The 23,840-nt window shown below is 44.6% G+C and carries 23 protein-coding genes; 17 read left to right on the top strand and 6 right to left on the bottom strand.

Annotated features, from left to right (window positions below; translation table 11 throughout):
* Positions 1-85 precede the first annotated feature (85 nt).
* Positions 86-1,828: a DNA methyltransferase gene (locus AWH66_RS19470; RefSeq protein ID WP_063605259.1), complete on the bottom strand. Its 1,743-nt coding sequence runs from the start codon at positions 1,826-1,828 to the stop codon at positions 86-88.
* 195 nt (positions 1,829-2,023) lie between these two features.
* On the opposite strand from AWH66_RS19470, the gene AWH66_RS19465 reads away from it, so the two are divergent.
* Complete coding sequence (locus tag AWH66_RS19465) at positions 2,024-2,767, top strand: helix-turn-helix domain-containing protein (RefSeq protein ID WP_063605258.1); 744 nt, start codon at positions 2,024-2,026, stop codon at positions 2,765-2,767.
* Between the two features lie 55 nt (positions 2,768-2,822).
* Here AWH66_RS19465 and AWH66_RS19460 read toward each other — a convergent pair whose 3' ends face one another.
* Together AWH66_RS19460 and AWH66_RS19455 are read right to left on the bottom strand one after the other, a co-directional pair.
* Positions 2,823-4,415 (bottom strand): tyrosine-type recombinase/integrase, encoded by a 1,593-nt coding sequence (locus tag AWH66_RS19460; RefSeq protein WP_071487864.1) that lies wholly within the window; start codon positions 4,413-4,415, stop codon positions 2,823-2,825.
* A gap of 310 nt (positions 4,416-4,725) precedes the next feature.
* The gene (locus AWH66_RS19455) at positions 4,726-5,859 is read right to left on the bottom strand and encodes a flagellar assembly protein FlgT (protein ID WP_063605256.1); all 1,134 of its coding nucleotides are present in this window, start codon (positions 5,857-5,859) and stop codon (positions 4,726-4,728) included.
* Between the two features lie 161 nt (positions 5,860-6,020).
* Here AWH66_RS19455 and AWH66_RS19450 point away from each other — a divergent pair, with 161 nt between their 5' ends.
* Both AWH66_RS19450 and AWH66_RS19445 read left to right on the top strand, forming a co-directional pair.
* Entirely contained in the window at positions 6,021-6,656 is a 636-nt protein-coding gene (locus AWH66_RS19450) for a FlgO family outer membrane protein (RefSeq protein WP_006069933.1), read from the top strand.
* 9 nt (positions 6,657-6,665) lie between these two features.
* Complete coding sequence (locus AWH66_RS19445) at positions 6,666-7,094, top strand: LPP20 family lipoprotein (protein ID WP_063605255.1); 429 nt, start codon at positions 6,666-6,668, stop codon at positions 7,092-7,094.
* 67 nt (positions 7,095-7,161) lie between these two features.
* Here AWH66_RS19445 and AWH66_RS19440 read toward each other — a convergent pair whose 3' ends face one another.
* The 3 genes from AWH66_RS19440 to flgA all read right to left on the bottom strand — a co-directional run bounded on the left by AWH66_RS19440 (position 7,162) and on the right by flgA (position 8,770).
* A complete protein-coding gene (locus tag AWH66_RS19440) occupies positions 7,162-7,587 on the bottom strand; it encodes a flagella synthesis protein FlgN (protein ID WP_038224904.1) in 426 nt (141 codons plus the stop codon).
* Between the two features lie 33 nt (positions 7,588-7,620).
* Positions 7,621-7,938, bottom strand: coding sequence for a flagellar biosynthesis anti-sigma factor FlgM (flgM, locus tag AWH66_RS19435; RefSeq protein WP_006069936.1), 318 nt, complete (start codon positions 7,936-7,938; stop codon positions 7,621-7,623).
* A gap of 85 nt (positions 7,939-8,023) precedes the next feature.
* Positions 8,024-8,770 (bottom strand): flagellar basal body P-ring formation chaperone FlgA, encoded by a 747-nt coding sequence (flgA, locus tag AWH66_RS19430; RefSeq protein ID WP_063605254.1) that lies wholly within the window; start codon positions 8,768-8,770, stop codon positions 8,024-8,026.
* Between the two features lie 76 nt (positions 8,771-8,846).
* Here flgA and AWH66_RS19425 point away from each other — a divergent pair, with 76 nt between their 5' ends.
* From AWH66_RS19425 to AWH66_RS19360, 14 genes are all read left to right on the top strand, one after another.
* The gene (locus tag AWH66_RS19425; RefSeq protein WP_063605253.1) at positions 8,847-9,785 is read left to right on the top strand and encodes a chemotaxis protein CheV; all 939 of its coding nucleotides are present in this window, start codon (positions 8,847-8,849) and stop codon (positions 9,783-9,785) included.
* A 75-nt stretch (positions 9,786-9,860) separates the two neighbouring features.
* Entirely contained in the window at positions 9,861-10,688 is an 828-nt protein-coding gene (locus tag AWH66_RS19420; RefSeq protein WP_063605252.1) for a protein-glutamate O-methyltransferase, read from the top strand.
* Positions 10,689-10,978: 290 nt separating this feature from the next.
* Positions 10,979-11,374 (top strand): flagellar basal body rod protein FlgB, encoded by a 396-nt coding sequence (gene flgB, locus AWH66_RS19415; protein WP_006069940.1) that lies wholly within the window; start codon positions 10,979-10,981, stop codon positions 11,372-11,374.
* Between the two features lie 5 nt (positions 11,375-11,379).
* Positions 11,380-11,796, top strand: a complete 417-nt coding sequence (gene flgC / locus AWH66_RS19410) for a flagellar basal body rod protein FlgC (RefSeq protein WP_006069941.1) — start codon at positions 11,380-11,382, stop codon at positions 11,794-11,796.
* A 16-nt stretch (positions 11,797-11,812) separates the two neighbouring features.
* On the top strand, positions 11,813-12,520 hold the full coding sequence (gene flgD, locus AWH66_RS19405; protein WP_062457975.1) for a flagellar hook assembly protein FlgD: 708 nt from the start codon (positions 11,813-11,815) through the stop codon (positions 12,518-12,520).
* Between the two features lie 26 nt (positions 12,521-12,546).
* Positions 12,547-13,845, top strand: coding sequence for a flagellar hook protein FlgE (gene flgE, locus AWH66_RS19400; protein ID WP_063605251.1), 1,299 nt, complete (start codon positions 12,547-12,549; stop codon positions 13,843-13,845).
* 287 nt (positions 13,846-14,132) lie between these two features.
* On the top strand, positions 14,133-14,882 hold the full coding sequence (gene flgF / locus AWH66_RS19395; RefSeq protein ID WP_063605250.1) for a flagellar basal-body rod protein FlgF: 750 nt from the start codon (positions 14,133-14,135) through the stop codon (positions 14,880-14,882).
* 23 nt (positions 14,883-14,905) lie between these two features.
* Entirely contained in the window at positions 14,906-15,694 is a 789-nt protein-coding gene (gene flgG / locus AWH66_RS19390) for a flagellar basal-body rod protein FlgG (protein ID WP_038224912.1), read from the top strand.
* A gap of 19 nt (positions 15,695-15,713) precedes the next feature.
* Positions 15,714-16,487, top strand: a complete 774-nt coding sequence (gene flgH / locus AWH66_RS19385; protein WP_038224914.1) for a flagellar basal body L-ring protein FlgH — start codon at positions 15,714-15,716, stop codon at positions 16,485-16,487.
* A gap of 71 nt (positions 16,488-16,558) precedes the next feature.
* Positions 16,559-17,650, top strand: coding sequence for a flagellar basal body P-ring protein FlgI (locus AWH66_RS19380; RefSeq protein WP_063605249.1), 1,092 nt, complete (start codon positions 16,559-16,561; stop codon positions 17,648-17,650).
* Between the two features lie 9 nt (positions 17,651-17,659).
* Positions 17,660-18,598: a flagellar assembly peptidoglycan hydrolase FlgJ gene (gene flgJ / locus AWH66_RS19375; protein ID WP_063605248.1), complete on the top strand. Its 939-nt coding sequence runs from the start codon at positions 17,660-17,662 to the stop codon at positions 18,596-18,598.
* Positions 18,599-18,804: 206 nt separating this feature from the next.
* On the top strand, positions 18,805-20,673 hold the full coding sequence (flgK, locus tag AWH66_RS19370) for a flagellar hook-associated protein FlgK (RefSeq protein ID WP_063605247.1): 1,869 nt from the start codon (positions 18,805-18,807) through the stop codon (positions 20,671-20,673).
* An 11-nt stretch (positions 20,674-20,684) separates the two neighbouring features.
* Positions 20,685-21,878: a flagellar hook-associated protein FlgL gene (flgL, locus tag AWH66_RS19365; protein WP_063605246.1), complete on the top strand. Its 1,194-nt coding sequence runs from the start codon at positions 20,685-20,687 to the stop codon at positions 21,876-21,878.
* Positions 21,879-22,224: 346 nt separating this feature from the next.
* On the top strand, positions 22,225-23,370 hold the full coding sequence (locus AWH66_RS19360) for a flagellin (RefSeq protein WP_063605245.1): 1,146 nt from the start codon (positions 22,225-22,227) through the stop codon (positions 23,368-23,370).
* Positions 23,371-23,840: the final 470 nt, after the last annotated feature.

Here is a 23,840-nt window from a genome sequence, read left to right as displayed (position 1 = left end):
TATGGCCAAAGATGAGATATTGAAAAAGGTTTTACCCCGTTCCAAGCTAGCGGAGAGAAAACAGCCCCGATGGGGCTGTTAGGTTCTATTCTTTTTCTTCCACTTTCTTTTTTAGCTTTCCAGAATCTTTATCAATGATGTATCCGTGTTCATTGATAATCTCAACAATGTCACCAAGGTCGATATTTGCAATGCATACATTGTTAAACATTGCGTTTCGTAAAACATCTAGATAGATATGACTTGCTGTTAGGTCTTCGTTCAGCTTTATCCTATTAATAGTATCTTCTATAAGCTGATGAGTGTCTGTATTTAACTCTATGTCTTGCGGTGGTAGCTCATCGTCTTGTTTTTTAACGGTTACAATCAAATCAAGAGTAACTACTTTTTCAGAACCAGAGTTTAATCCTTTAACGCTTCTCTGTCCCTTATCAAGAATCGTTATATTAACTGGTTTGTTTGTAAAGCCAGCATCTCTTATTGCTTGCTGAACTACAGACCAGATAGAGCCTTGACTGTTACCAAATACAATAGATAAATGGCCGCCTTTCTTAAGAACTCGTCTTGCTTCCTGGAAAGCTCCAGTAAGAATTCGTTGGTAATTTTCTTTGCTTTCTACTTTAGTTTTACCAGTTGTTCGCATCACAGCTTCAACAGTTTGATCTGTGTATTCACCCAACCAGGCTTCATGGAAAAGGTTCATATCTGCATAGAAGATATTCGAGCCAAAAGGTGGATCGGTAAAAACCAACTCAACAGAGTTGTCGTCTAAATGTTCTAGATTGTCAGCAGATGCAGTAACATAAGTTTGATGAGCATCAGTCTCATCGTCACCGAGATAATCCGTGATTTGTTTATCGGCTTTAATTAGAGCGTTTACTTTTCTTTCGATAAGATCGTAAACATTCCACTCATAAAATACAGGAGCAATGTAGTAGTTTTGAATAGCTGCATTTAATGGTGCTTTCTTACTCCACTGGTAGCGTTTCGACGCTCTCGGCAATATAGCTGTAAATGCAAACTTTAGCTTTTGTTTGAGTTGCTCATTTTCTACCGCTTCAAATCTTTGCCATAAGTCATAAAGCACAATAGCATTTCGATGAGAGAAAAATTTATTTGTTGACGTTAAGTCCCACTTTCTCAGAGCAGAACGCTTGTACATTTCACGATCTTCTGGAATGTCTACATTGGGAAAGTAGTCAAAAACATCTGACTGTTCAGCATCCGCAATTTTATTAAAATCGAAGTCACTTAGTTGTTGCTCAATTTGCTTACCTTTCTCTCCTGCTAAAGAAACTACGACTGGTTCGTGTCTTAGGAATGTCGCATCCTTTTTCACGAAATCTTGCTGACAGTGAGGGCAAGCGAGTTTTTTTGCATCCCAACTATTAGCTTCTAGCAAGCGATAATAGTTTAGCTCTGATTGGCATTGAGTACATTCGTAGACGAAAGACCAAATAGTTTTCCCAAAGCTTAATCTTTCTTGATCGCTTTCTCGAATGGTGTGGTATACGTGACCGACAGAACTCTTACTGTCTTGAAAAATCCTTTGAGATTCTTGGAATAGCTCATCAGGAGTAACGTTACTCAAGTACCCCGTACCAATATGTCTACCTAACTTAGATATGTCGCTAACTATTGCGTTTCGTCCAGTCATTTTAGCTGCAACCGCGGTCATGCCTGAGCCCGCAAAGATATCAATTACTGTATCTCCAGGGGTCGTGTATTCCTCGATGAATGGAACGATTGCCATTACAGGCACTTTAGTTAAGTAACTATGTCCGTTGTAGATTGAGTCAGATCTGCCGACTTTAAGGATATCTTGCATATTGGTTTTCTGTTTTACAAAAAGTTAGCTAACTATACAGTAAGACTGTGTAAATAACCAGTCCGTAAATATGACAAGTATGTCATGTTGAGTTGGTCAAACCTGTCTGGTCTGACCTGACAGGTTTGTCGTGTTTTGAGGTGGGGTAAACCAATAACTTTAATCCCGAACAAAAAATAAGAACGGGATAATGTAATGATTAACAAAGAAGGCCTGTTATTGCAGTTGGCTGATAACGTAAGACTATTGAGACAAGAACTTAACTGGACACAAGAGTACTTAGCAGAAGTATCTGACCTTAGCCCTCGTCAAATTAGCCGTGTAGAAAACCTTGAGAATGAGCCATCACTAGATGTGGTGTGTGCTATTGCAAATGCGTTTAATTTACATCCTAGTAAATTGTACGAGCCAATTTTTTTCGAAAGTAAAATTGAGCATTTGAACCATATATTTCCATCGATAAGAGAAATGGAACTTCTTGCAAAGGAAGAGGGAATTAAAGATATCTTCCAAGATAACGGAGGAAAGCTTCTACAAGTGCTTCTCGTTACAGGACTAAAAGATTTACCTGGACGAGAGGGGAATGATGCAGTTGATGCTAATGGTTATGAATACGAGCTTAAATCATTAAATGTCAATCTGGTTAGAGGATTCTCTACGCATCACCATATGAACCCTAAAATCATTGAAAAATATAGAGAAGTTGACTGGGTCTTTGCTGTTTATAAAGATATTGAGTTGCAAGAAATCTGGCTTTTAACACCAGAAGATTTAGAGTTTTACTATGATAAATGGACTCGCCAATGGCATGACAGAGGTGGTAAGGATATCAACAACCCGAAGATACCATTGACGTATGTTCAGGATAACGGAACGCTTGTTTACGAAAAGTCTGATGATGGTGATCTTTACTTTGCTGATATTCTAGATTTTACCTGATACCAAACAAAAATAGCTCCAGCTAGCGCACTTATCCGTCAAACTTGAGGAGTGGTTATTGGAAGAACAGCCACTCCTCAACCTCTTCATTAGGCTTCCTATCATTAAGCTCTCGAAGTTTACTAACAAAATTATCCCACAACTCTAGCGGTAGCTTATTGCCGTCGTAATGCTTCTTACCACTGGCAAACGCATTGAACCTTTGTTGTACCAAACTTGGCATATCTTGAGTGAAAACAGTTACAAGGTTTTCTGAAAGGCTGGTATCAGTGTTTATGGCCTTTATATCGGCCTGAGCATCATTTTGAACTTGGGAGACAGACTGTCTAATGTCCTCGTCATTGATCTTAAGATAAAACTTATCTGTTGTAGCTAAACTGTCACCGATTTGATCGGCAGTGGTTTGCAAGTCAGATACCTTTGCTAGCCGTGAAGCAAAGGTGTGGCGGAATGTATATGCTCTAGAGTTGCGTGGAAGCTCAAAGTGCTTTTTCAAGGCTTTCCATGGCTCTCTTGTACATGTATCCGCGATATGACCTGTTTTAGAGCCTTTCTTGGACGGGAACATATGACCAAAACTGTTCTCAAAGTACTCTTCAGAATTAAGGTATTCATCCACTTTTTGCCAATATAGATCCGAATCGATAACTACTCTTCTGGTCTTGTTGGTTTTTAAACTGATAGTAGAAGGAATAGTTAGCCTTCTATTCTTAATATCAAAATTTTCTCGATAGTTACGATACGCTTCTGAATTGCGCACCCCACCCATGATCATGGTGGCAAGAACTAGCTTTGCTGCAACAGCGCACTTGACGTTATCGCTAAATAGAAAAGTCAAACAATCTTCTAAAGACAAGTCTTCAAATACTAGGATTGGTTTCTGAGCGGCGTGTTTATCTTTAAAACGGGATGCTTGTCCATCGAGAGGGTTCTTTGATACATAGCCCGCCCTTACCCAAATGTTACACATTGCGTTAATAAGGCTGTAGGACTTTCTATTGGTATCAAGACTTCTAGTTTTTGTTACACCATTGCTTGGGTTTGTTTTGGGTTCGCGCCAATAGTTTTCAAGGATATCGAGCCAGCCAATGTTAACCTCTCGCACTTTACATTGTAGTAACGGTGAAAGGTCATACTGTAAAGCTTTTTGTGTTTTTTCAGTTATTGGTTTCTTTTCGTTCCTTTTTATCGGGTATCTGCCCCGATCTTTTTTGTATTGTTCGCTAAGATACTTTTCTACTGTCCAATCTCGAAAGTGGGCTTTCTCTGGTTCAACAAAAGTAAGCTCTTTAGCTAACTTTTTAAAGATGCTACGAGCCATAGCAGTAGTCAGATAACCAGTTGGCGGCTTAATGTGAGTGTTAATGTCAGGCTCGATCCAGCGGCCTAGTTTACGCATGGCTCGCTGATCTTGTTTTATGTAAAAGGTTTTCGATTTTTTGCCAAGCCGCAACACCAAACTGAACTTGCGAACGTGGTTTGTTAAGTCGTATAGATCGATAGATTTGTCTTTTATGAAAGGTAGCTTTTGAATCAAATTATCTTGAAAGTGAAATGAAGTTTTCTTGGTTTCGTGCCTTTGGCTAGGACTTTTTACATAGCGCTCAAGCTGAAACTCTTCTTTCAAAATGCCTTTTGATCTTGCCATCAATTGCTTCTCTTTCTTGTGCTCATAATCATCGAGTAAGAAATATAGCATTTTTTATAGCATTTTTGGTAGGTGAACTAACATTAACCCTAGTAAATAATAATCATTGTTAACTGCTTGATTATCTACTTAAATTATTGATTTTAAACCAAGTTTGGTTGATTTATATTTATAGCAGTAGATAAGTGAGAGCTTTTAAAAGGCTATAGCGGCCCCTTAGGAGGGGGCCGCGCTATCCAGCTGTGCCACGGGAGCTTATGACTAATAATACTCAATTATTTGAATAAGTTAAGTCGCTTTTCTACATTTATTATAGTTTGTTCATCACGTCACCAATTTGAATACTGTTGGCGAGGCTTGGCTGGTCGACAGTTGCTTCAGCGTCATTTTCATAGACGCGTGATACGGTTAGGGTGATGTCGCTTTGACTTACTTTATTGCGCGGCAAACCATTTTGGTCGATAAAGGATCCTGTATGCCAAAGTTGTAATCGGTCACCTGCTTGCACACCGTGGACTCGGCCTAAGTCGATGGTGACTTTATTGCCGTAAGAGGCGACCACTTCAGGCAAGGTCATCTTACAAGAGATCTCTGCTTCGAGGTCGAGCATGATGTTACGGCTAACTTTCTGCATCATTTCGCCGTAAGCGGATGTCCAGAAGCGAGCACTTTTGGTGTCGACTTTACTGGTTTTAGCAAATGGCCACTGGGCGATTTCGCGGTAGTTACGTTGATAGATTTCATGGCCGGTTTTGCCGTCGTAGACCGACATATCCATAGCAAACTGGCGATTGATTACATCATCAGACAGCAAACCGCCCTGTGTGATGGTGGCCGTCAAATCGTTAATCTGTCCGGTTACTAAGTATTGAGCTCCCAGATCTTCGGCGATCATCTTTATACGTTCAGGTTGGCGTTTATTAATTTCATAGCGCGTGGTACCGACTGAAACAAAGCTGTATGAGCGATGTTCAAGCTGATTAGAGATAACAGAGCTGAAGTCTTCTCCCAGCTTGTATATTTGCCCCATGACCGCTTGTTGTGGGTCAACGATATCAAACATTGCCACCCCAAACGTCTTTTTGTATTGCTCGTTATGGCAAGCCTTTGCCGTCGGGTAAATGTCGATCCGCGCTTTCACGACCATTTGGTTGCCGCTTTTGTATTGATCGTCGATGACGATCTGGCGAACTTCGGAATCAATGAATTGGTATTGTTCTCTATCGTCTTCGAGCAGCGGCGCTAAGTTAGCAAGGCCACCGATATCAGCACCGGAGAAGTCTACTGCTTTGTAGACGGCATCTTCTAGTGCGTAGATCCTTGCCGCCTTCTCAGAGGAGACGATGGTGGAAGTACCGGTGACTTCGTACCATGCAGCAAAGGCAGAGCTACTGCTAAAAGTAACCAATACCGTTGAAATTAAAGAAGAAACGATTTTTTTCATACAACCAATCCAAATGCGGAACAATATTTGCTAGCTAGTTTGTAGCGAATATTGGAGCGGGCTTTCTTATTAAGGACAGAATGAGAATAGCAAGGATTGTTCCAACCTTGAAAAGGTGGGGAACTTATCCATCCAATTAATAACTTTTTGGAGAGTGTGTAATGAAAAAGTGGCTCCTGATGGCATCAGTATTAACACTGACCGCTTGTGCCTACTCACCAATCTATAACGGTAAGGAACCCTATTCCGGCAGTAAGTTTATGCTGATGGAAAGTCCTCGCCATACGATGGATTATTTCGTCGAGAGTTTGACGGAAGACTTAGTGGAATCGAACACTAGTGTGTCGTCTCGCACTCCGATAGCGGTGGCATCGTTTGTTGATTTGCAGAATATGGATGCGACGAACTGGTTAGGGAACTCGGTATCAGAGGGCTTTATCTACCAGCTTCAGCGCCGTGGCTTTAAGGTTGTTGACTTCAAGACAACGGGCTCAATTCAGGTGACCAGTCAAGGTGACTTCGTACTAAGTCGTGACTGGAAAGATCTGGCCCAAGAGCAGCAGATTCAGTTTGTCTTGACGGGAACCATGTTACGCCAAGAAGGTGGTGTACTGGTTAATGCTCGTGTTGTTGGCATGCAGTCGCGTATTGTGGTCGCTTCGGCTCAAGGATTCTTGCCTGCTGACCGTATCGGCCGTGATTTAGATACTTTGAATCAAATGCGTACCGAAGATGGCGTTCTGATTCGTTCAGACCCGACTATGACGACACCTCATACAGTCATCTTGCGCCCATAGGAAAGGATAATGAGATTTTTATTTGCCGCGCTTGTAGCGCTTGTGATGATGGGTTGTACTCCGATTACAGCCATGGACCAGAACACATTAACGGCTGTGGGCTATGCGAGTATCAGCGAGCAAACTGGCCGTAATGAAGAGGAAAAGCAAGTTCGCGCCATGCGTGCTTCTAAGATTGATGCTTACCGCGAGTTAGCAGAGCAAGTGTACGGCCTACGAGTGTCTGCTCGCGCTGACTTACAAGATCAACGCTTGGGTGTTGAATCGACGACCGGTGCGGTAGATGGTGTCATTCGAGGTGCGGAAGTGGTTCGTAGCTATAAAGTAGGCGACAGCTATGTTACTGAACTGCTTCTTGATATTGATAAGATGGATCGTCTAAGAGACTACGGTGAAATCCGTCGAGTGCCTGAGAAGAAACGTCAGAGCTTGTTCTAATCTCAACGCTCTAGATAGCAAAAAGCGGCAACAGTCCTCCTGTTGCCGCTTTTTTGAATTCGAGATATTAGGCTTTTAAGTTGGTTCCTAATGTCGACAAAGTGTGGGTCTGGCCACCCGCATTGTATGTCATGCCCACTTTGCCATGACTTTGCTGCATCAAATTATTGAGCTTATTAAAGCTTAACTGGGCGCGTTGCAGACTCTGCCCATTGATGTCGTTAAGTTGTTGGCAGTCGAGGATAATCGACTTAATATCAGCTACCTTTTGAGCTAGTAATGCTTCATCGGTGAGTCTTGCTACATCTTGATGTTGAGCCAGTCTTTGATCGGTTTGCTGAAGCTGACCAATAATTGCCATCTTCTCTTTGGCAAATCGCTCAATCTCAGATGATTCACGAGCAGTAATGGCTTTGGTCTCCTCGGAGAGAAGCATAGACAATGCTTTTGCATTTTTCAGTTGGTATTCAACCAAATCAACCAGTGCTGCCATTAATATACCTGTGAGTATTATCTGTTAACCTGTTTAGCGTAATCCGCCAAGTTCGTCTTCGAACTTCATCATGTTGTCCGCCAGTTTTTCAGCATCGACGGTGTAAGAACCGTTCGAGATTGCTTCTTTGATTGCCGCAACTTTTGCCGCGTCAAAGGTAGGCTGACTTGCCATTTGCTGATGCATCTGACCAATGGCTTTACCGCCTTGACTCAGTGTTACGGCATCTTGCTGCGCTGATGATTGACCAACTTGAGCTGAACTGCTGTCTTTGCTTGCTTCCGAACGGGCAGGAGCGCGACTTGTCGTCGTTAGCGTCTGTCCAGAACGAATATTATCAATGCCTGCCATCGTTTAGCCTTCTTGTTGCCTAATTTGCATAGTTTACCTGTATATCGAGCATATCGACCAGCGTAATGATTACTTTAGGAAAAAATCAAAAATTAACCGTGATTTCCGCAACGCCAGTAACAATACCCTCAATTATACGCTGAGACTTGTCATTTTTCACTCTTACTTGATCGCCGTTAGCGCCATCGGTAAGTGCTGTGCCTTTGGTGGAGATGGTCATTTCACCTTTCACTGCACGAATAACGACTTTTTCGTTGCGGCAAACTACGCAGACATCATTACGCTCAATAACGTCACCCATCTTCATGTTTTTCTTGAGCTTTGCGCCAACCACTTGGTCAAACTCGGTAAAGCCTTGGCGGCGAAAACGGTTCTTATCCACCATGCTCATCGTGACATCGTCACTGGATAGAATATTGCCTCGAGATAACGGACGAGTTGCGGTCACTAAGGGCAAGGAAATGGACATTCGAACGGGTACGTAAAGTCGCCAATTATCTTCCGGACATTCCACCAAAACGGTGACATTACTGCTGGTGTTGCGGGTGTTTGAGGACGAGGTCAAAAGCGGAGAGGGGCAATCTGTTGCATGTACTCGAGAGTCGATACGCCCAGGAGTGGCAATAATTTCACCGCCGATAGGTTGCTCAATAGTATTTAAAACATGAGCTTGGGCAGCCTTTTGAATGTTTTCTATTTGCTCAGGCGTTGCTGCGTGCGTTAATACACTAAAGAATAACGCTTGCCAGACGATACAGAGGGAAAGCCAGTTGCGCCTTAACCTCGTTTTGTAACTGGATGTACACAAAAAAGATGTCTTATTATACAGCATTCGGTTTCTCGGGTTCCTTGTTGCCTGTGTAGACTATCACTTTTTTAGCTTTAAAGTTTGAGATGGAGATGAACTTATGACCGGTATCTTGGATTCGGTGAATCAACGAACGCAACTGGTTGGTCAAAACCGACTAGAGCTACTGACGTTTCGTCTGATGGGCCGCCAGCGTTACGGCATTAATGTGTTCAAAGTTAAAGAAGTGCTTCAGTGCCCTAAATTAACGCGCATGCCCAACCTACATCGCCTTGTCAAAGGGGTGGCTCATATTCGTGGTCAAACTATTTCCGTGATCGATCTTAGTCTTGCTGTTGGTGGTCGACCAACAACAGACATTGAAAACTGTTTTGTAGTTATCTCAGAGTTTAACCGCAGCGTACAGGGGTTTTTGGTAAGCTCTGTTGAACGCATTATTAACATGCATTGGGAGTCGATTTTGCCGCCACCTGAAGGTGCAGGCAAAGCCAACTACCTGACAGCCGTGACCAACATTGACAATGAATTGGTTGAGATTCTGGATGTTGAGAAGATTCTCGCTGAGATTTCACCTGTGGTTGAAACCATGGATAGCAATATCGCGACAGAAATTGCCGCTGCGGAAGAGAAAGAGCAAAAGCAGATCGTTAAGCGTATTATGATTGCTGATGACTCAGCGGTGGCACGTAAACAGGTCCAACGAGCGATTGAGTCTATTGGCTTTGAGTCCATTTTAGTGAAAGATGGTAAAGACGCTTACAACAAGCTGATTGAGATGGCTGCTGAAGGCAATATTCATGATCAGATTTCCCTGTTGATTTCCGATATTGAAATGCCAGAAATGGACGGCTATACCCTAACGGCAGAAGTACGCCGCCACCCCGATCTTAAAGATCTTCATATTATTTTGCATACCTCGTTAAGTGGTGTGTTTAACCAAGCAATGGTAGAGCGAGTAGGGGCTAACGAATTCATCGCGAAGTTCAACCCTGATGAATTGGGAGGCGCCGTCAAAGCGGCCATTTTGCCGACAAAATAAACAAACAAAATTAGAGCTTGTAGTCGCCTGAGAAAAGCGTATAAAGCAAGCCTTCAAAGCAGTATAGAGAAGTGAATGACAGCGATAACCATAAGCGATCAAGAGTATCGTGATTTTAGCCGCTTTTTAGAGTCCCAATGCGGTATTGTTCTTGGCGATAGTAAACAGTATTTAGTCCGCAGCCGTTTAAGCCCGTTAGTGGTGAAATTCGGCTTAGTCTCCTTGTCTCAGTTATTAAGAGATGTGGTTACTGGACGCAATCGTGAGTTAAGAGTTGCCGCTGTTGATGCCATGACCACCAACGAAACCTTATGGTTTAGAGATAACTACCCATTTACGGTGTTGTCCGACAAACTCCTCCCAGAACTTGCCGCTAACAAGCGACCGATTAAAATTTGGTCGGCTGCAAGCTCTTCTGGTCAAGAACCGTATTCCATGGCGATGACGGTTCTGGAGACACAAAACAAGAAGCCGGGAATGATCCCTAACGTGTCGATTACCGCGACAGACATCTCGTCGACGATGTTAGATATGTGTCGTCTTGGAGAGTATGACAATCTCGCGTTGGGTCGCGGTCTATCACCGGAGCGTCGCCGAGTGTTTTTTGAAAACACCAGTAACGGCAAGATGAAAGTGAAAGATAACGTAAAGCGTTTGGTGAACTTTCGTCCGCAAAACCTGATGGACTCGTATGCGCTGTTGGGTAAGTTCGACATTATCTTTTGTCGTAACGTGCTGATTTACTTCTCGCCTGAAATGAAGTCTAAAGTGCTGAACCAAATGGCACGTAGCCTAAACCCAGGTGGTTACTTGTTGTTGGGCGCATCGGAGTCGCTAACGGGGCTGACGGATCAATTTGAAATGGTGCGTTGTAATCCCGGCATTATCTACAAGCTCAAATAGCCAATCGCTATTCTGCACAATCTTTACCGTATCTAGCCTTGGTTTTCGCCAAGGCTTTTTTCTTGCTATTCTCTAGGTTCAGTGACGGTTTGGAGGCCTTCACTGTCGACATTCCTAATTAAACCCTCCGCCAAAACTGGCGTACATTTTGCTCTCTATCTTTGCCAGAAGGAGCACGATGAACGTCGAATTGAATAGCGTCATCAGTGGTTGTTACCAAAAAATAACTTTTGGCGCGGAAATTGCTTTATCTCTGTATAGGGCACGTATTTTTGAACGATGAGGTTTCAATGGCCATCTCTTTTAACAATGCATTAGGTATTCATCAGTACACCGTTGGTGTGCGTGAGAAGAATGCTGAAGTCATCTCTACCAACATCGCACAGGCGAATACGCCGGGTTATAAAGCGAAAGGGATGGAGTTTGATCGTGCGTTAAAAGCGGCAAGCTCAGGGGCAAGTATTGGGCTTAGCCGAACCGATGGACGGCATATTTCTGCCTCTACTAACGTCAGTGGTGAAATGCTTTACCGCATTCCAACACAACCAGATACCGGTGACGGCAATACAGTAGACGTAGATTTAGAAAGAAACTTATTCATGCAGAACCAACTAAGACATCAGGCATCGCTCGATTTCTTAGGCGGCAAATTCAAGAATATGACCAAAGCGATTAAAGGGGAGTAATTTAGATGAGCTTATTTAATGTATTTAATGTGACAGGCAGTGCGATGAGCGCTGAGTCGGTTCGTCTAAATACCACCTCAAGTAACCTTGCCAACGCTGACAGTATTAGTAGCTCGGCAAAAGAGACTTACAAGGCTCGCCACGCCGTATTTGGCGCGGAACTGAGTAAAGCTCAATACAACCGCGATCATTCAGTGCCTGTGAAAGTATTGGGTATTGTAGAGAGCGACAAACCCTTAAGTGCAGAGTACAACCCAGATCATCCACTCGCTAACGATGAAGGTTATATTTACAAGCCGAACGTTAACGTGATGGAAGAAATGGCTAACATGATTTCTGCTTCGCGTTCATACCAGACTAACGTTCAGGTAGCGGACGCGAGCAAGCAAATGTTGTTGAGTACTTTGCGAATGGGTCAATAGAGATAGGAGATAGCTCATGGCTGGAATCAACAACGTTGGTCAAGGCAGTTTATCCTACATTGACCAACTGAAAAAACTGCAAGAACAAAGCAAACCTGAAGAGACAACCGGTAAGCAGGATCTGAAGCAAGAAGACTTCTTATCCCTACTCACCAAACAGTTGGCTCAACAGGACCCATTTAAACCAGTTAGCAACGACCAGATGATTGCTCAAATGGCGTCGTTTGCCACGGTAGATGGAATTGGCAAGATGAACACTCAGTTTGAGAGTTTGAACTCGTCAATGACGTCTAATCAAGCATTGCAAGCGTCTTCACTTGTTGGGCGTGATGTCTTGGTTCCGGGGGCGGCTGGTGTGAAGGGAGCAGACGCTGGCATGGCGGCAATGGTCAAATTGCCACAGTCCATGGATAACGTGTTTGTTCGTGTAGAAAATGAAATGGGTCAATTAGTACGTACCTTTGATGTCGGTGCAAAACCTGGCGGTGATGCTCGTGTCGAATGGGACGGTAAAGATGATCAGGGTAATCCAATGCCTGCAGGTAAATACAAAGTGAAAGCTTCGGGTTTACTTGATGGAGAAAGCCGCGAGTTCGAAGTATCGACATATGCGAACGTGAACAGTGTGCTTCTCGGTAAAGGGGATGGAAACGTACTACTCAATCTAGCTGGCTTCGAAAATCCAGTTCGGCTAGCAGAAGTACTGGAAGTCGGCAAAGCGTAACCGCTGGCTAGATTAGGAGATTAGGAATGTCATATGTATCTTTAAGTGGTCTATCTGCGGCTCAGTTAGACCTCAACACCACCAGTAACAACATTGCCAACGCCAACACATTCGGCTTTAAAGAGTCACGTGCTGAGTTTGGTGATGTGTATTCAAACTCACTATTTACTAACGCAAAAACCACTCCGGGTGGCGGTGCTCAGCCAAGCAAAATTGCTCAGCAGTTCCACGAAGGTTCGAGTATCTCGACTAACAACCCAATGGACTTGCGCATTAGTGGTACTGGTTTTTTCGCCGTATCTAAAGATCGTCTTGTACCACAACAAAATGAGCTAACACGTAATGGTGCTTTCCACCTGAACAAAGATAGCTACATGGTGACGTCAAACGATGAGTTTCTACTGGGTTACGAAGTGAATAAAGATACCAATGAGGTCGTGTCTTACGAACCTCGTCCAATCAATATTCCGCCAGAGTTTGGTAAGCCAAAACAGACAGCGAATATTGAGATTGGTGTGAACCTTCCTGCAAACGGTGATCTGAAAGATCCGGCTCTGTTCGACTTTACTGATCCTGAAACCTATAACCGCTCAACATCATCAACGATTTATGACTCCATGGGACAGTCGTACAAAATGACGACGTACTATGTGAAAGATCAAACCCAGCAAAATACGTGGCAAAGTTACTACACGGTGACCGATGGTCAAGGTGAGAAGCCGGTGAATATCGCTGGTGGTGATGCAACAACGCCAACAGGTCATGTTGGTCATACAATGCGGTTCAACAACGATGGTACGCTGGCGAGCTTGAACAATGGTCAGCCAATTGTGACTACCGATCTTGGCGCTAATGGCATCGATATGAACGGTGCAGATCCGGCGCAGACATTGTCATTTAGTCTTGATAGTGCCACTCAGTTTGCTGCTCCGTTTGAGCTGACTAAATTCCAAGAAGATGGCGCGACGACGGGCTTCCTGACTAAGGTAGATTTTGATGAGCAAGGTAACGTGTTAGGTACCTACTCAAATGGTGAGAACGTGTCTCTAGGACGTGTTGCCTTGGTACGTGTTGCCAACGAGCAAGGCCTAGATAAGAAAGGCGGTACGCAGTGGGATTCTACGACGGCTTCTGGAGCTAAAATCTGGGGTGAATCCAACAAGGGTTCTTTTGGTACCATCGATAACGGTACGCTAGAGCAATCGAACATTGATATGACCCAAGAGTTGGTGGATCTGATTTCAGCACAGCGTAACTTCCAAGCTAACTCACGCGCTTTGGACGTACACAACCAGCTGCAACAAAACATACTCCAAATCCGCTAAGTCATAGTATGAGTGGCTTTCAGTCACTCGTTGTTAATGCCTTGAAGAATTGAGCGTACGAGTGCATATAGACATTCGTACGCTGTTTTGCGTTTCAACAAAGCGGTACATATTGTTGCCGCACCGTTGCCACCTTGCCGTTTAGTTTTGCCTCTTCAATATAGCACCGCTTGCCGATCCCCGCTTTCCTACTTGATTTTCTTTTTATTTCCTTGATTTATAAAGAATAAAATTAGTGGCATAGTCTTTGCTTTATAAGCTCCGTACTTTGAATTTTGGAGCTATCAATGGATCGTGCCCTTTACCTCTCAATGAGTGGCGCAAAGCAAAATATGCAAGCTTTGCAGCTTAGAGCAAACAACCTTGCGAACGCGAGCACGCCTGGCTTTCGAGCTGACCTTGCCCAAGCGCGCTCAATGCAAGCGTATGGTGAAGGCATGCCGAGTCGTGTATTTAGCATGACAGAGCGTCCAGGACACAACTTCGAGCAAGGCAGTGTTGTGACGACTGGTCGCGACCTTGATGTGACTATTGAAGGTCAAGGCTGGATTTCAGTATTGGATAAAACCGGCAAAGAAGGGTTAACCCGTAACGGCAGTTTGCGCGTGGATCAAAACGGTTTGTTGGTCAATGGCAACGGTAACCTTGTGTTGGGGGAACGTGGTACGCCAATTACTGTGCCTATTCCATTGCGTAAGATTGAAATTGGCCGTGACGGCACCGTCTCTGTTATTCCGCAAGATGCGCCTGCTGACGAAATGGAAATCGTTGACCGTATCAAGCTCACCAATACTGATAACCGTTCACTATTCAAAGACACTAACGGCCTATTTCGTAATAAAGATCCTCAATTGGGCTACACCGCTTCAGCCAACGTTCAGCTGATGAACGGAGCTATTGAAGGCAGCAACGTTAATGCCGTTGGCGAAATGACAAGTTTAATTGATTTGCAGCGTCAATTCGAAATGCAGGTCAAGCTAATGAGCACCGCAGAAGAGATGGACAAGGCTTCAGACTCATTGCTTCGCATGGGTTAATGGATTGAGAGAGGAAGAATAGAATGCATCCGGCACTATGGGTAAGTAAGACTGGCTTAGATGCTCAGCAAACCAATATTTCGACAATTTCAAACAACCTGGCGAACGCATCAACCGTCGGTTATAAGAAAAGCCGCGCGGTGTTTGAAGATTTGTTTTATCAAAATATCAATCAACCTGGTGGTCAATCATCTCAAAACACCGAATTGCCCTCAGGCTTGATGCTAGGTGCAGGTTCAAAAGTGGTGGCAACGCAAAAGATCCACACACCAGGTAATGCTCAAACCACGACAAACAGTCTCGATATGATGATTGAAGGTGATGGATTTTTCCAAGTATTGATGCCAGACGGCAATATTGGCTATAGCCGCAACGGTCAGTTCACGCTAAACGATGAAGGTACTATCGTTACGTCGGGCTCAGGCTATGCGTTGGAACCAGAAATTGCGATTCCTGAAGATGCGATTTCTATCACGGTGGGTACTGACGGTGAAGTGTCCGTTCGAGTACGTGGTCAGCAAGATAACCAAGTCGTGGGTAACATTACTACTGTCGATTTCATTAACCCAGGTGGTCTAGAGCCAATTGGTCAGAACCTTTACTTACCGACGGGCGCCAGTGGCGATCCAAATGAAGGGGTTCCGGGTTTAGACGGTTTCGGTCAAATTCGTCAGTCGATGCTAGAGACTTCAAACGTTAACGTAACGGAAGAGCTCGTTAACATGATTGAAGCGCAGCGCGTGTATGAAATGAACTCTAAAGTTATCTCGTCAGTCGACAAGATGATGAGCTTTGCTAACCAGCAGCTATAACAGATAAGGACGACATTGAATGAAAAAGTTATTGTGTGTCTCTTTACTTGCCGTACTCTCTGGTTGTGCTCAGTTTGGTCAGGAGGAGTCGGTAGACGATGTCTCGAACAGCACGACGACGGTCGATGCCGTTGAAGGAGACAAAAGCCAATCGTCTGGGATTGTCGATACGCTACGTGGTCGAACTGACCCTGTTGCAGACGACCCTGCATGGGCACCAATTCATCCAAAAAACAAACCAGAGCACTACGCAGCGGCAACGGGCTCACTGTTTAATACGCACTACGCGCGCGATTGGTATGACGATTCTAAACCTCGTGGCATTGGAGACATCATTACGGTAGAGCTTAATGAAGCGACGAAAGCGGCAAAAAGTGCTGATGCCGATCTCTCGAAAGCTAATGACTCTTCAATGGATCCACTTTTCGTTGGTGGTAGACCCGTCACCGTTAATGACTATGACTTCTCTTATGAGTTGAAGAACGACAACAACTTTAAAGGCAATGCCTCTGCTAATCAGAGCAACAGTTTGTCGGGTTCGATTACCGTAGAAGTGATTGAAGTGCTTGCCAATGGCAATCTCGTCATTCGTGGTGAAAAGTGGTTAACTTTAAATACGGGAGATGAGTACATTCGTTTAAGTGGCACGATTCGCCCAGATGATATCGAGTTTGATAACACTATCGCATCTAACCGTATTTCCAACGCTCGAATTCAGTATTCGGGAACCGGAACCCAACAAGATATGCAGGAACCTGGATTCTTGGCACGATTTTTTAATGTCTCTTTATAGGGATAGGAATCGACGAATAATAAGCGGCAAACCCTCTCCTCAGAGGGTTTGTTTGTTTTTAGGGTAACATGATGAAAAAATTCACGTTTTTACTTATTGGTTTATGTTTTGCCGCGGCAAGTGTACAAGCGGCACGCATTAAGGATGTGGCAGAAGTTGCCGGGGTGCGTAGTAACCAATTGGTGGGTTATGGTCTGGTGACTGGTCTTCCGGGTACTGGTGAAAAAACGCCGTTTACAGAGCAAAGTTTTCGCTCGATGCTTGAGAAGTTTGGTATTCAAATGCCAATCGGCTTCAAACCTAAGTTTAAAAACGTGGCAGCGGTTATCGTTACCGCAGAATTACCAGCGTTCTCAAAACCGGGTCAGCGCGTGGACGTGACAGTTTCTTCAATCGGTGCGGCAAAAAGTCTCCGTGGAGGCACCTTGATGCAAACCTTCTTGCAAGGCTTGGATGGTGAAGTCTACGCTGTGGCACAAGGTAATCTAGTGGTGAGTGGCTTTAGTGCCGAAGGTTTAGATGGCTCTAAGATTGTGGGCAACAACCCTGTGGTCGGCATGATTTCAAGCGGTGCAACAGTTGAACGCGAAATTCCGAGCCCGTTCTCTCGTGGTGATTACATTACCTTTAACCTTCTGCAATCAGATTTTACAACGGCGCAAAACATGGCGAATGCCATCAATGACTTTCTGGGTCCGCAAATGGCGAGCCCATTAGATTCTACCTCTGTTCGAGTTCGTGCACCTCGCGACCTCAGCCAACGCGTAGCTTTCCTATCAGCGGTTGAAAACGTTGAATTCGATACCGCAGACAGTGGTGCAAAAATCATTGTCAACTCACGTACTGGTACCATCGTGGTGGGCAAGCACGTGAAGCTTAAGCCAGCGGCGGTGACTCACGGTGGTATGACGGTTGCTATCAAAGAAAACTTGAAAGTAAGCCAGCCCAATGCGTTTGGGGGTGGCGATACAGTGGTGGTGCCTAACTCAGATATTCAGGTAACAGAAGGCTCGGGTAAGATGTTTAATTTCCAACCGGGTTTGACCCTCGATGACCTCGTTCGTGCCGTTAACGAAGTGGGCGCAGCGCCATCAGATCTTATGGCGATTTTACAGGCACTCAAGCAAGCTGGTGCCATTGAAGGTCAGTTGATCGTTATCTAGGTAAGTATCATGATTAAAAACTCCAATGACATCGGTTTTATCCATGATATCAGTAGCCTAGATAAGCTTCGTCAGAAAGCCGTTAGCGGCAAAGAAGGTGATGATGATGCGGCATTACGCGCTGCCGCTCGTCAGTTCGAATCTATCTTTACTTCTATGATGTTAAAGTCGATGCGCGATGCGAATACTCATTTTGAATCGGATCTGACCAATAGCCAAAACGGTCAATTTTACCGTCAAATGCTTGATGAGCAGATGTCGAGTGAGTTGAGTGCCAATGGTTCTCTAGGATTAGCTGATATGATCGTCGCTCAGCTTGGCGCAGCACGTTCACCAGAAGCGCACGCTGCTGCGGGTAGTGAAATCCGTATGCGTAATGAAGCGTTCGATACGTCACTTAATCTCCCTTACGATGAAGCAAAGGGTCGTAAAACTGCGAAATCGCTAGGCCTAGACGGAGCCCCTGTTGCTCAGCCTGTTGATTTCAAAACACCACAAAACTTCGTCGAGTCTTTGAAACCATACGCGGACAGAGCAGCTCAGTCGTTAGGGGTGGATTCATCGTTACTATTAGCGCAAGCGGCTTTAGAGACGGGTTGGGGGCAAAAAGTCGTCAACAACAGTAAGGGCAGCAGTAACAACCTATTTAATATTAAGGCTGACAGAAGTTGGCATGGCGATAAGGTCGCAACGCAGACACTGGAATACCATCAAAATGTCCCTGTGCAAGAGCGTGCAGCATTCCGTTCTTACGACTCGTATGAAGACAGCTTCAACGACTATGTGAAGTTCCTTAATGAGAATCCACGTTATCAGTCGGCATTGAATGGAAACCAAGATTCTGAGCGCTTCATTCGAGATATTCATCAAGCTGGATATGCGACAGATCCAAACTATGCGGACAAAGTGTTGCGCGTTAAGGCGCAAATCGATGATATGTCACTTTAACGGCTATCGATAGTTCTACTGATCTCATTAATCCCGGCAAATCGCCGGGATTGTTCTCACTACCTTCATCTTTTTCCCTTCATCCTTATCTTTTTTAGTGCCAAGCTCAGCGGCAAAGATACTCTGGCATATATATTGCAAATTAAACGGCAGAGTGGCGTAACTTGTGGATTTAGTTAGGCTAATTTTGGTTTTTTGGAGGCGATATGGCGTCAGATCTTCTGAACTTAGGTGCGCAAAGCGTACTGACAGCTCAGAGACAGTTAAACACGACTGGTCATAACATTTCTAATGCAAATACAGAAGGTTACAGCCGACAATCTGTTATACAGGGGACGAATGCCCCGAGACAGTTTGGTGGTCAAACCTACGGTATGGGAGTGCATGTGGAAAATGTTCGCCGCTCGTGGGATCAGTTTGCCGTCAAAGAACTCAATATGGCAACGACTCAGGTGAATTATCGCAACGAAAACCTGACTAACCTCGATATGATGTCGGGGATGTTGTCGTCTATGTCGTCTAAAAAGGTGCCTGAAAGTCTTAACGACTGGTTTGATGCTGTAAAAACATTGGCCGACACCCCCAATGATATTGGTGCGCGTAAAGTCGTACTTGATAAAGCCAACCTGATTCGTCAGTCGATGAATGATTTCCACGATACGGTTCGTGAACAGCGAGATAACGTCAATAAGAAACTCGAAGTGAGTGTTGAGCGAGTAAACCAAATCGGTATCGAAATTCGTGATATTCACCGCCTAATGATGCGCTCGCCTGGTCCACATAACGATTTGATGGATAAGCATGAATCGTTAATCAAAGAGTTGTCCGAATACACCAAAGTGACGGTGACGCCTCGTAGGAACGCTGAGGGCTTCAACGTTCATATCGGTAATGGTCATACTTTGGTATCGGGTACAGAAGCCAGTCAGTTGAAGATGATTGATGGCTTCCCCGATACTCACCAGCACCGCCTTGCGATTGTAGAAGGCAAAGGCATTAAACCGATTACCAGTGATGACATTGGCGGACGCTTAGAAAGTATGTTTGAAACTCGTGATAAAGAGATTCCATACGTTCTGGATGAACTCGGTCGTCTCTCTATCGCATTTACTGAAAAAGTGAATGAACTGCAAGGGCAAGGGCTTGATTTGAATGGTCAAGTTGGACAAAACCTGTTCGCGGATGTCAATACTCTCGCGTTTGCCAAAGCGAGGGTCGTTGCACCAGTTAATTCAAGTGCCGATGTGGCAGTGTTTATTGATGATACTTCACAGCTTAAGGGTGGAGAGTATTCATTGAAGTTTGACGGTGCTAATTACCATGTGACTAACTCAGATGGTGTGACTCAGTCTTTCTCAGGCCCGAGCATGCAACTAGATGGCATTCGAGTAGAAATTGGTAATCCGCCTGCTGTTGGCGAAAAGCTTTTGCTACGTCCGACGAGAGACGGCGCAGCCAATATGAAAATGACGACTAACGATCCAAAAGCCATAGCGGCACAGAGCTTTGAAGCTTCAACCACGTTTGCACAAGGTGATGCTAAATTCAAAGTCTCGTCGGTGGGCAGTCTAAAAGAATTTGAAGTGGTGGTATCACCAACGGGGACGGAATTTGCCGTCACTGACAAAAGCGGCAACGTATTATTGAGCCCAACGCCTTATCCTCCGACAGGTCCGGTGACGGTACTTGGCACCACGTTCGAGCTTAGTGACGGAGCGATGGCAAATGACAAGTTCACCGCTAACCTCAATCCGGCAGAGGGTGATAACGGTAACTTGAGAAAAATGCTTAATATTCAGACCGATAAGTCGATGAATGATGGCGACTCGACGGTCATTGATATCTATCACAACTTAAATACCGATGTGGGTTTGAAAGCCTCGACGGCGACTCGTTTGCAGGAAGTCGCTGAGCTTGAGCATGAAAACGCGCAAAGCCGTGTAGCGTCTATTTCGGGCGTTAACCTCGATGAAGAAGCGGCCAATATGATGAAGTTTCAGCAAGCGTATATGGCGTCTTCTCGAGTGATGCAGGCAGCGAATGAAACTTTCGACACCATTTTGCAGCTAAGGTAAGGAGCTAGATTATGATGAATCGAATCTCTAGTTTTCATAATTACCAAACGGTGCAAAATGATATGCGCCGCCAAGAAAACAAAATTCATGAAAACCATGCACAGCTTGCCTCTGGTAAACAGCTGCAAAAGCCAGCAGATTCACCGCTAGCGACGCATTATTTGCAAAAACTTAAACAGCAGACTCAGCAGTTGGATCAGTACGACAGCGCCATCACCTTGTCGAGAAATCGCCTTGAGCATCAAGAAGTCATGCTCGGTGAGACAGAGCAGTTTACCGATAGTGCAAAACGATTAACGATGCAAGCGATCAACGGCGCACTTTCTCCTGAAGATCGTGAAGCCAAAGCTCGTGAAATAGAAGAGTTGGCAAAGAACTTCCTCGCACTTGCGAATACCCGTGATGAATCGGGTAACTATAGCTTTGCGGGCACAAAACCTAAGACTCAGCCATTTTTCGTCGATGGGGAAGGGCGTATCTCTTACGCTGGCGATGACTATCAACGCAAAATGCGCATTGCAGCAAGTCTAGAGGTGGCGACTAGCGATCCTGGTAGCAAGCTGTTTATGGAGATTGATAACCCGCTTGGAGATTACAAAGCCAATTATCAGCTGCAAAAAGGCTCAGAGTTGCTACTTGAAAAAGCCACTAACAGTAATGCCAACGACAACAGTACTTACAAAGTGACGTTTGTCGATATGGGTAATAAGCAATTCGGCTATCAGCTTGAACAGAACAATACGGTTGTTGCTGCGGGTAATTTTGACCCGAGCCAAGGCATTCAATTCCAAGGGCTCAACATTCAGACCAAAGGGCAAATTACGCCGGGGGACGCGATTGAAATCGAGCCTCAAAAAACATTTAGCGTCTTTGATACGTTCAATGAAGCGGAGTATTGGATGGATAACGATGTGGCCGATGCATCGGCAAGTGCTCAGTTGCATCAGGTCACTGAGCAATTTCATGCAGCATTTTTGCACTTAACCAGCTCACGTACCGATGTTGGGGTAAGGCTAAATAGTCTTGATATCCAACAGTCGCAACATGAAGATTTTAAAATTTCGATCGCCCGCTCTAAAAGTAATTTTGAGGATCTCGATTACTCAAAAGCGGTCATCGATTTTGAAGAGAACTCACGAGCACTGCAGGCTTCACAGCTTGCGTTCGGAAAAACCAAGGACTTGACGTTATTTAATTATCTATAGCGAGAGTTTGGCATCTCGGTTGCCGCATGAGCATTGCCATGTGTGCAGAGGTGAAAGCGCTAGGTGGCAATCTTAAGCCACTTTGAATGCGCTAACGAGGTCTTGGTATGCATTGGATCAATGAATTGACCTTAATGCATTGATTTATAGTTAGATATATTACTTGGCATAGAAAATGCTAAACATGAATACAAAGTACCCGATTACGGGTTAACTCGATAAATAAGCACTTTAGATACTCCACCTGATACGGGGTATTAGGTGGGCGTAGTAACAATATTGAATTAACAATGTTTGTTATTAAGTGAGCCTACTTGAAGCTTGCGAACTCAATTAGGAGAGCATAATGGCAGTAACAGTAAATACAAACGTTTCGGCTATGACAGCCCAACGCTACCTGAACAAATCCAGCGATGCGCTAAATACTTCAATGGAGCGTTTGTCGTCAGGTCACAAAATCAATAGTGCACGAGACGATGCTGCAGGTTTGCAGATCTCGAACCGATTAACGGCTCAATCACGTGGTCTTGATGTGGCAATGCGCAATGCGAATGACGGTATTTCGATTGCACAGACCGCGGAAGGTGCCATGAATGAATCAACTAGTATCTTGCAGCGCATGCGTGATCTGGCGATTCAATCGTCAAATGGTACTAACTCTCCTGCCGAGCGTGTTGCGATTAATGAAGAGTCTAATGCACTCCAAGCGGAGCTCAATCGTATTGCTGAGACTACCTCATTTGGTGGTCGTCGTTTGCTTAATGGCAGCTTCGGTGAAGCGTCATTCCAAATCGGTGCTAACTCGGGTGAAGCCTTAATTATGGGTCTAACCAGCATTCGTGCGGATGATTTCCGTATGGGCGGGACCACATATACTGCAAACAACGGTAAAGGTGCCGACTGGCGTGTGGATAATACCAATAACCAGTTGGACATTAGCTTTACGACCAAAACTGGTGAAGCCGTAGCTATTAACATTACAGCAAAACAAGGCGACGATATTGAGCAGTTAGCAACGTACATCAATGGTCAGTCTGACAAGATTAGCGCTTCCGTGGGTGATAACGGTGAGCTTCAAGTGTTTGTGGCAGAACCGGATATTGACCTAAGCCAGTCAGTGACGATTGGTGGTTCGTTAGCCACAGATTTAGACTTACAAACCGCGTCTGCTGCTCAGTCTACCGTGCAAGATATTGATATGACTTCAGTCGCCGGATCGCAAAACGCCATCTCGATTATCGATTCTGCGCTTAAGTATGTGGACTCACAACGTGCAGATTTGGGTGCCAAGCAGAACCGCTTAAGCCACAGCATCAACAACTTGGCGAATGTTCAAGAGAATGTTGATGCGTCGAATAGCCGAATCAAAGATACCGACTTTGCTAAAGAGACAACCGAAATGACCAAGAACCAGATTCTACAACAAGCTGGTACGTCAATTTTGGCACAAGCAAAACAGTTGCCTAACTCAGCGATGTCTCTACTACAATAGAGATAGTGTCCGAGTTCTAAGTGACAGGAACATTAAGCCAGACGTGGCAATGAATTTCCTGTTGCTTGGCAAACATACTTTGTGATGTGTTGGGGCTCTCTCTCTCAACCTGCCTCAATACGGCATCAAAGTATGTAGGTTAGCTAGGGTGTGTTTATTTCTCTCTGATCTCCGCACACTACTAGTCGCCACCCAGCCCCAGTTCTCTCAAAGGAAAAGGGGCTTTTTCTTTTCTTAAGATCCACAACTCACGCCTAGCAAATTCAGCAAAATTCCAGTATTTCGGCGGCATTTCGCTAAACTTTAGCCTTTTCTTTTTAATTTTTCGTTAACTGCTCAAATCCTAATCAAACGGACGTTTTCTTTTGTTTTTTCGAGTTTTTTTCTAAAGGTTTTTTCGCTCGCGTCGTTAAAAGATTAACTTTGAGAGAACTACTTGGTTTTCCGAGACGTCGGAAACCGCTACACCG

The sequence above is a fragment of the Vibrio barjaei genome, from assembly GCF_001639065.2.
GTDB classification, from domain to species: domain Bacteria; phylum Pseudomonadota; class Gammaproteobacteria; order Enterobacterales; family Vibrionaceae; genus Vibrio; species Vibrio barjaei.
This window is presented reverse-complemented; position numbering and strand designations above follow the sequence as displayed.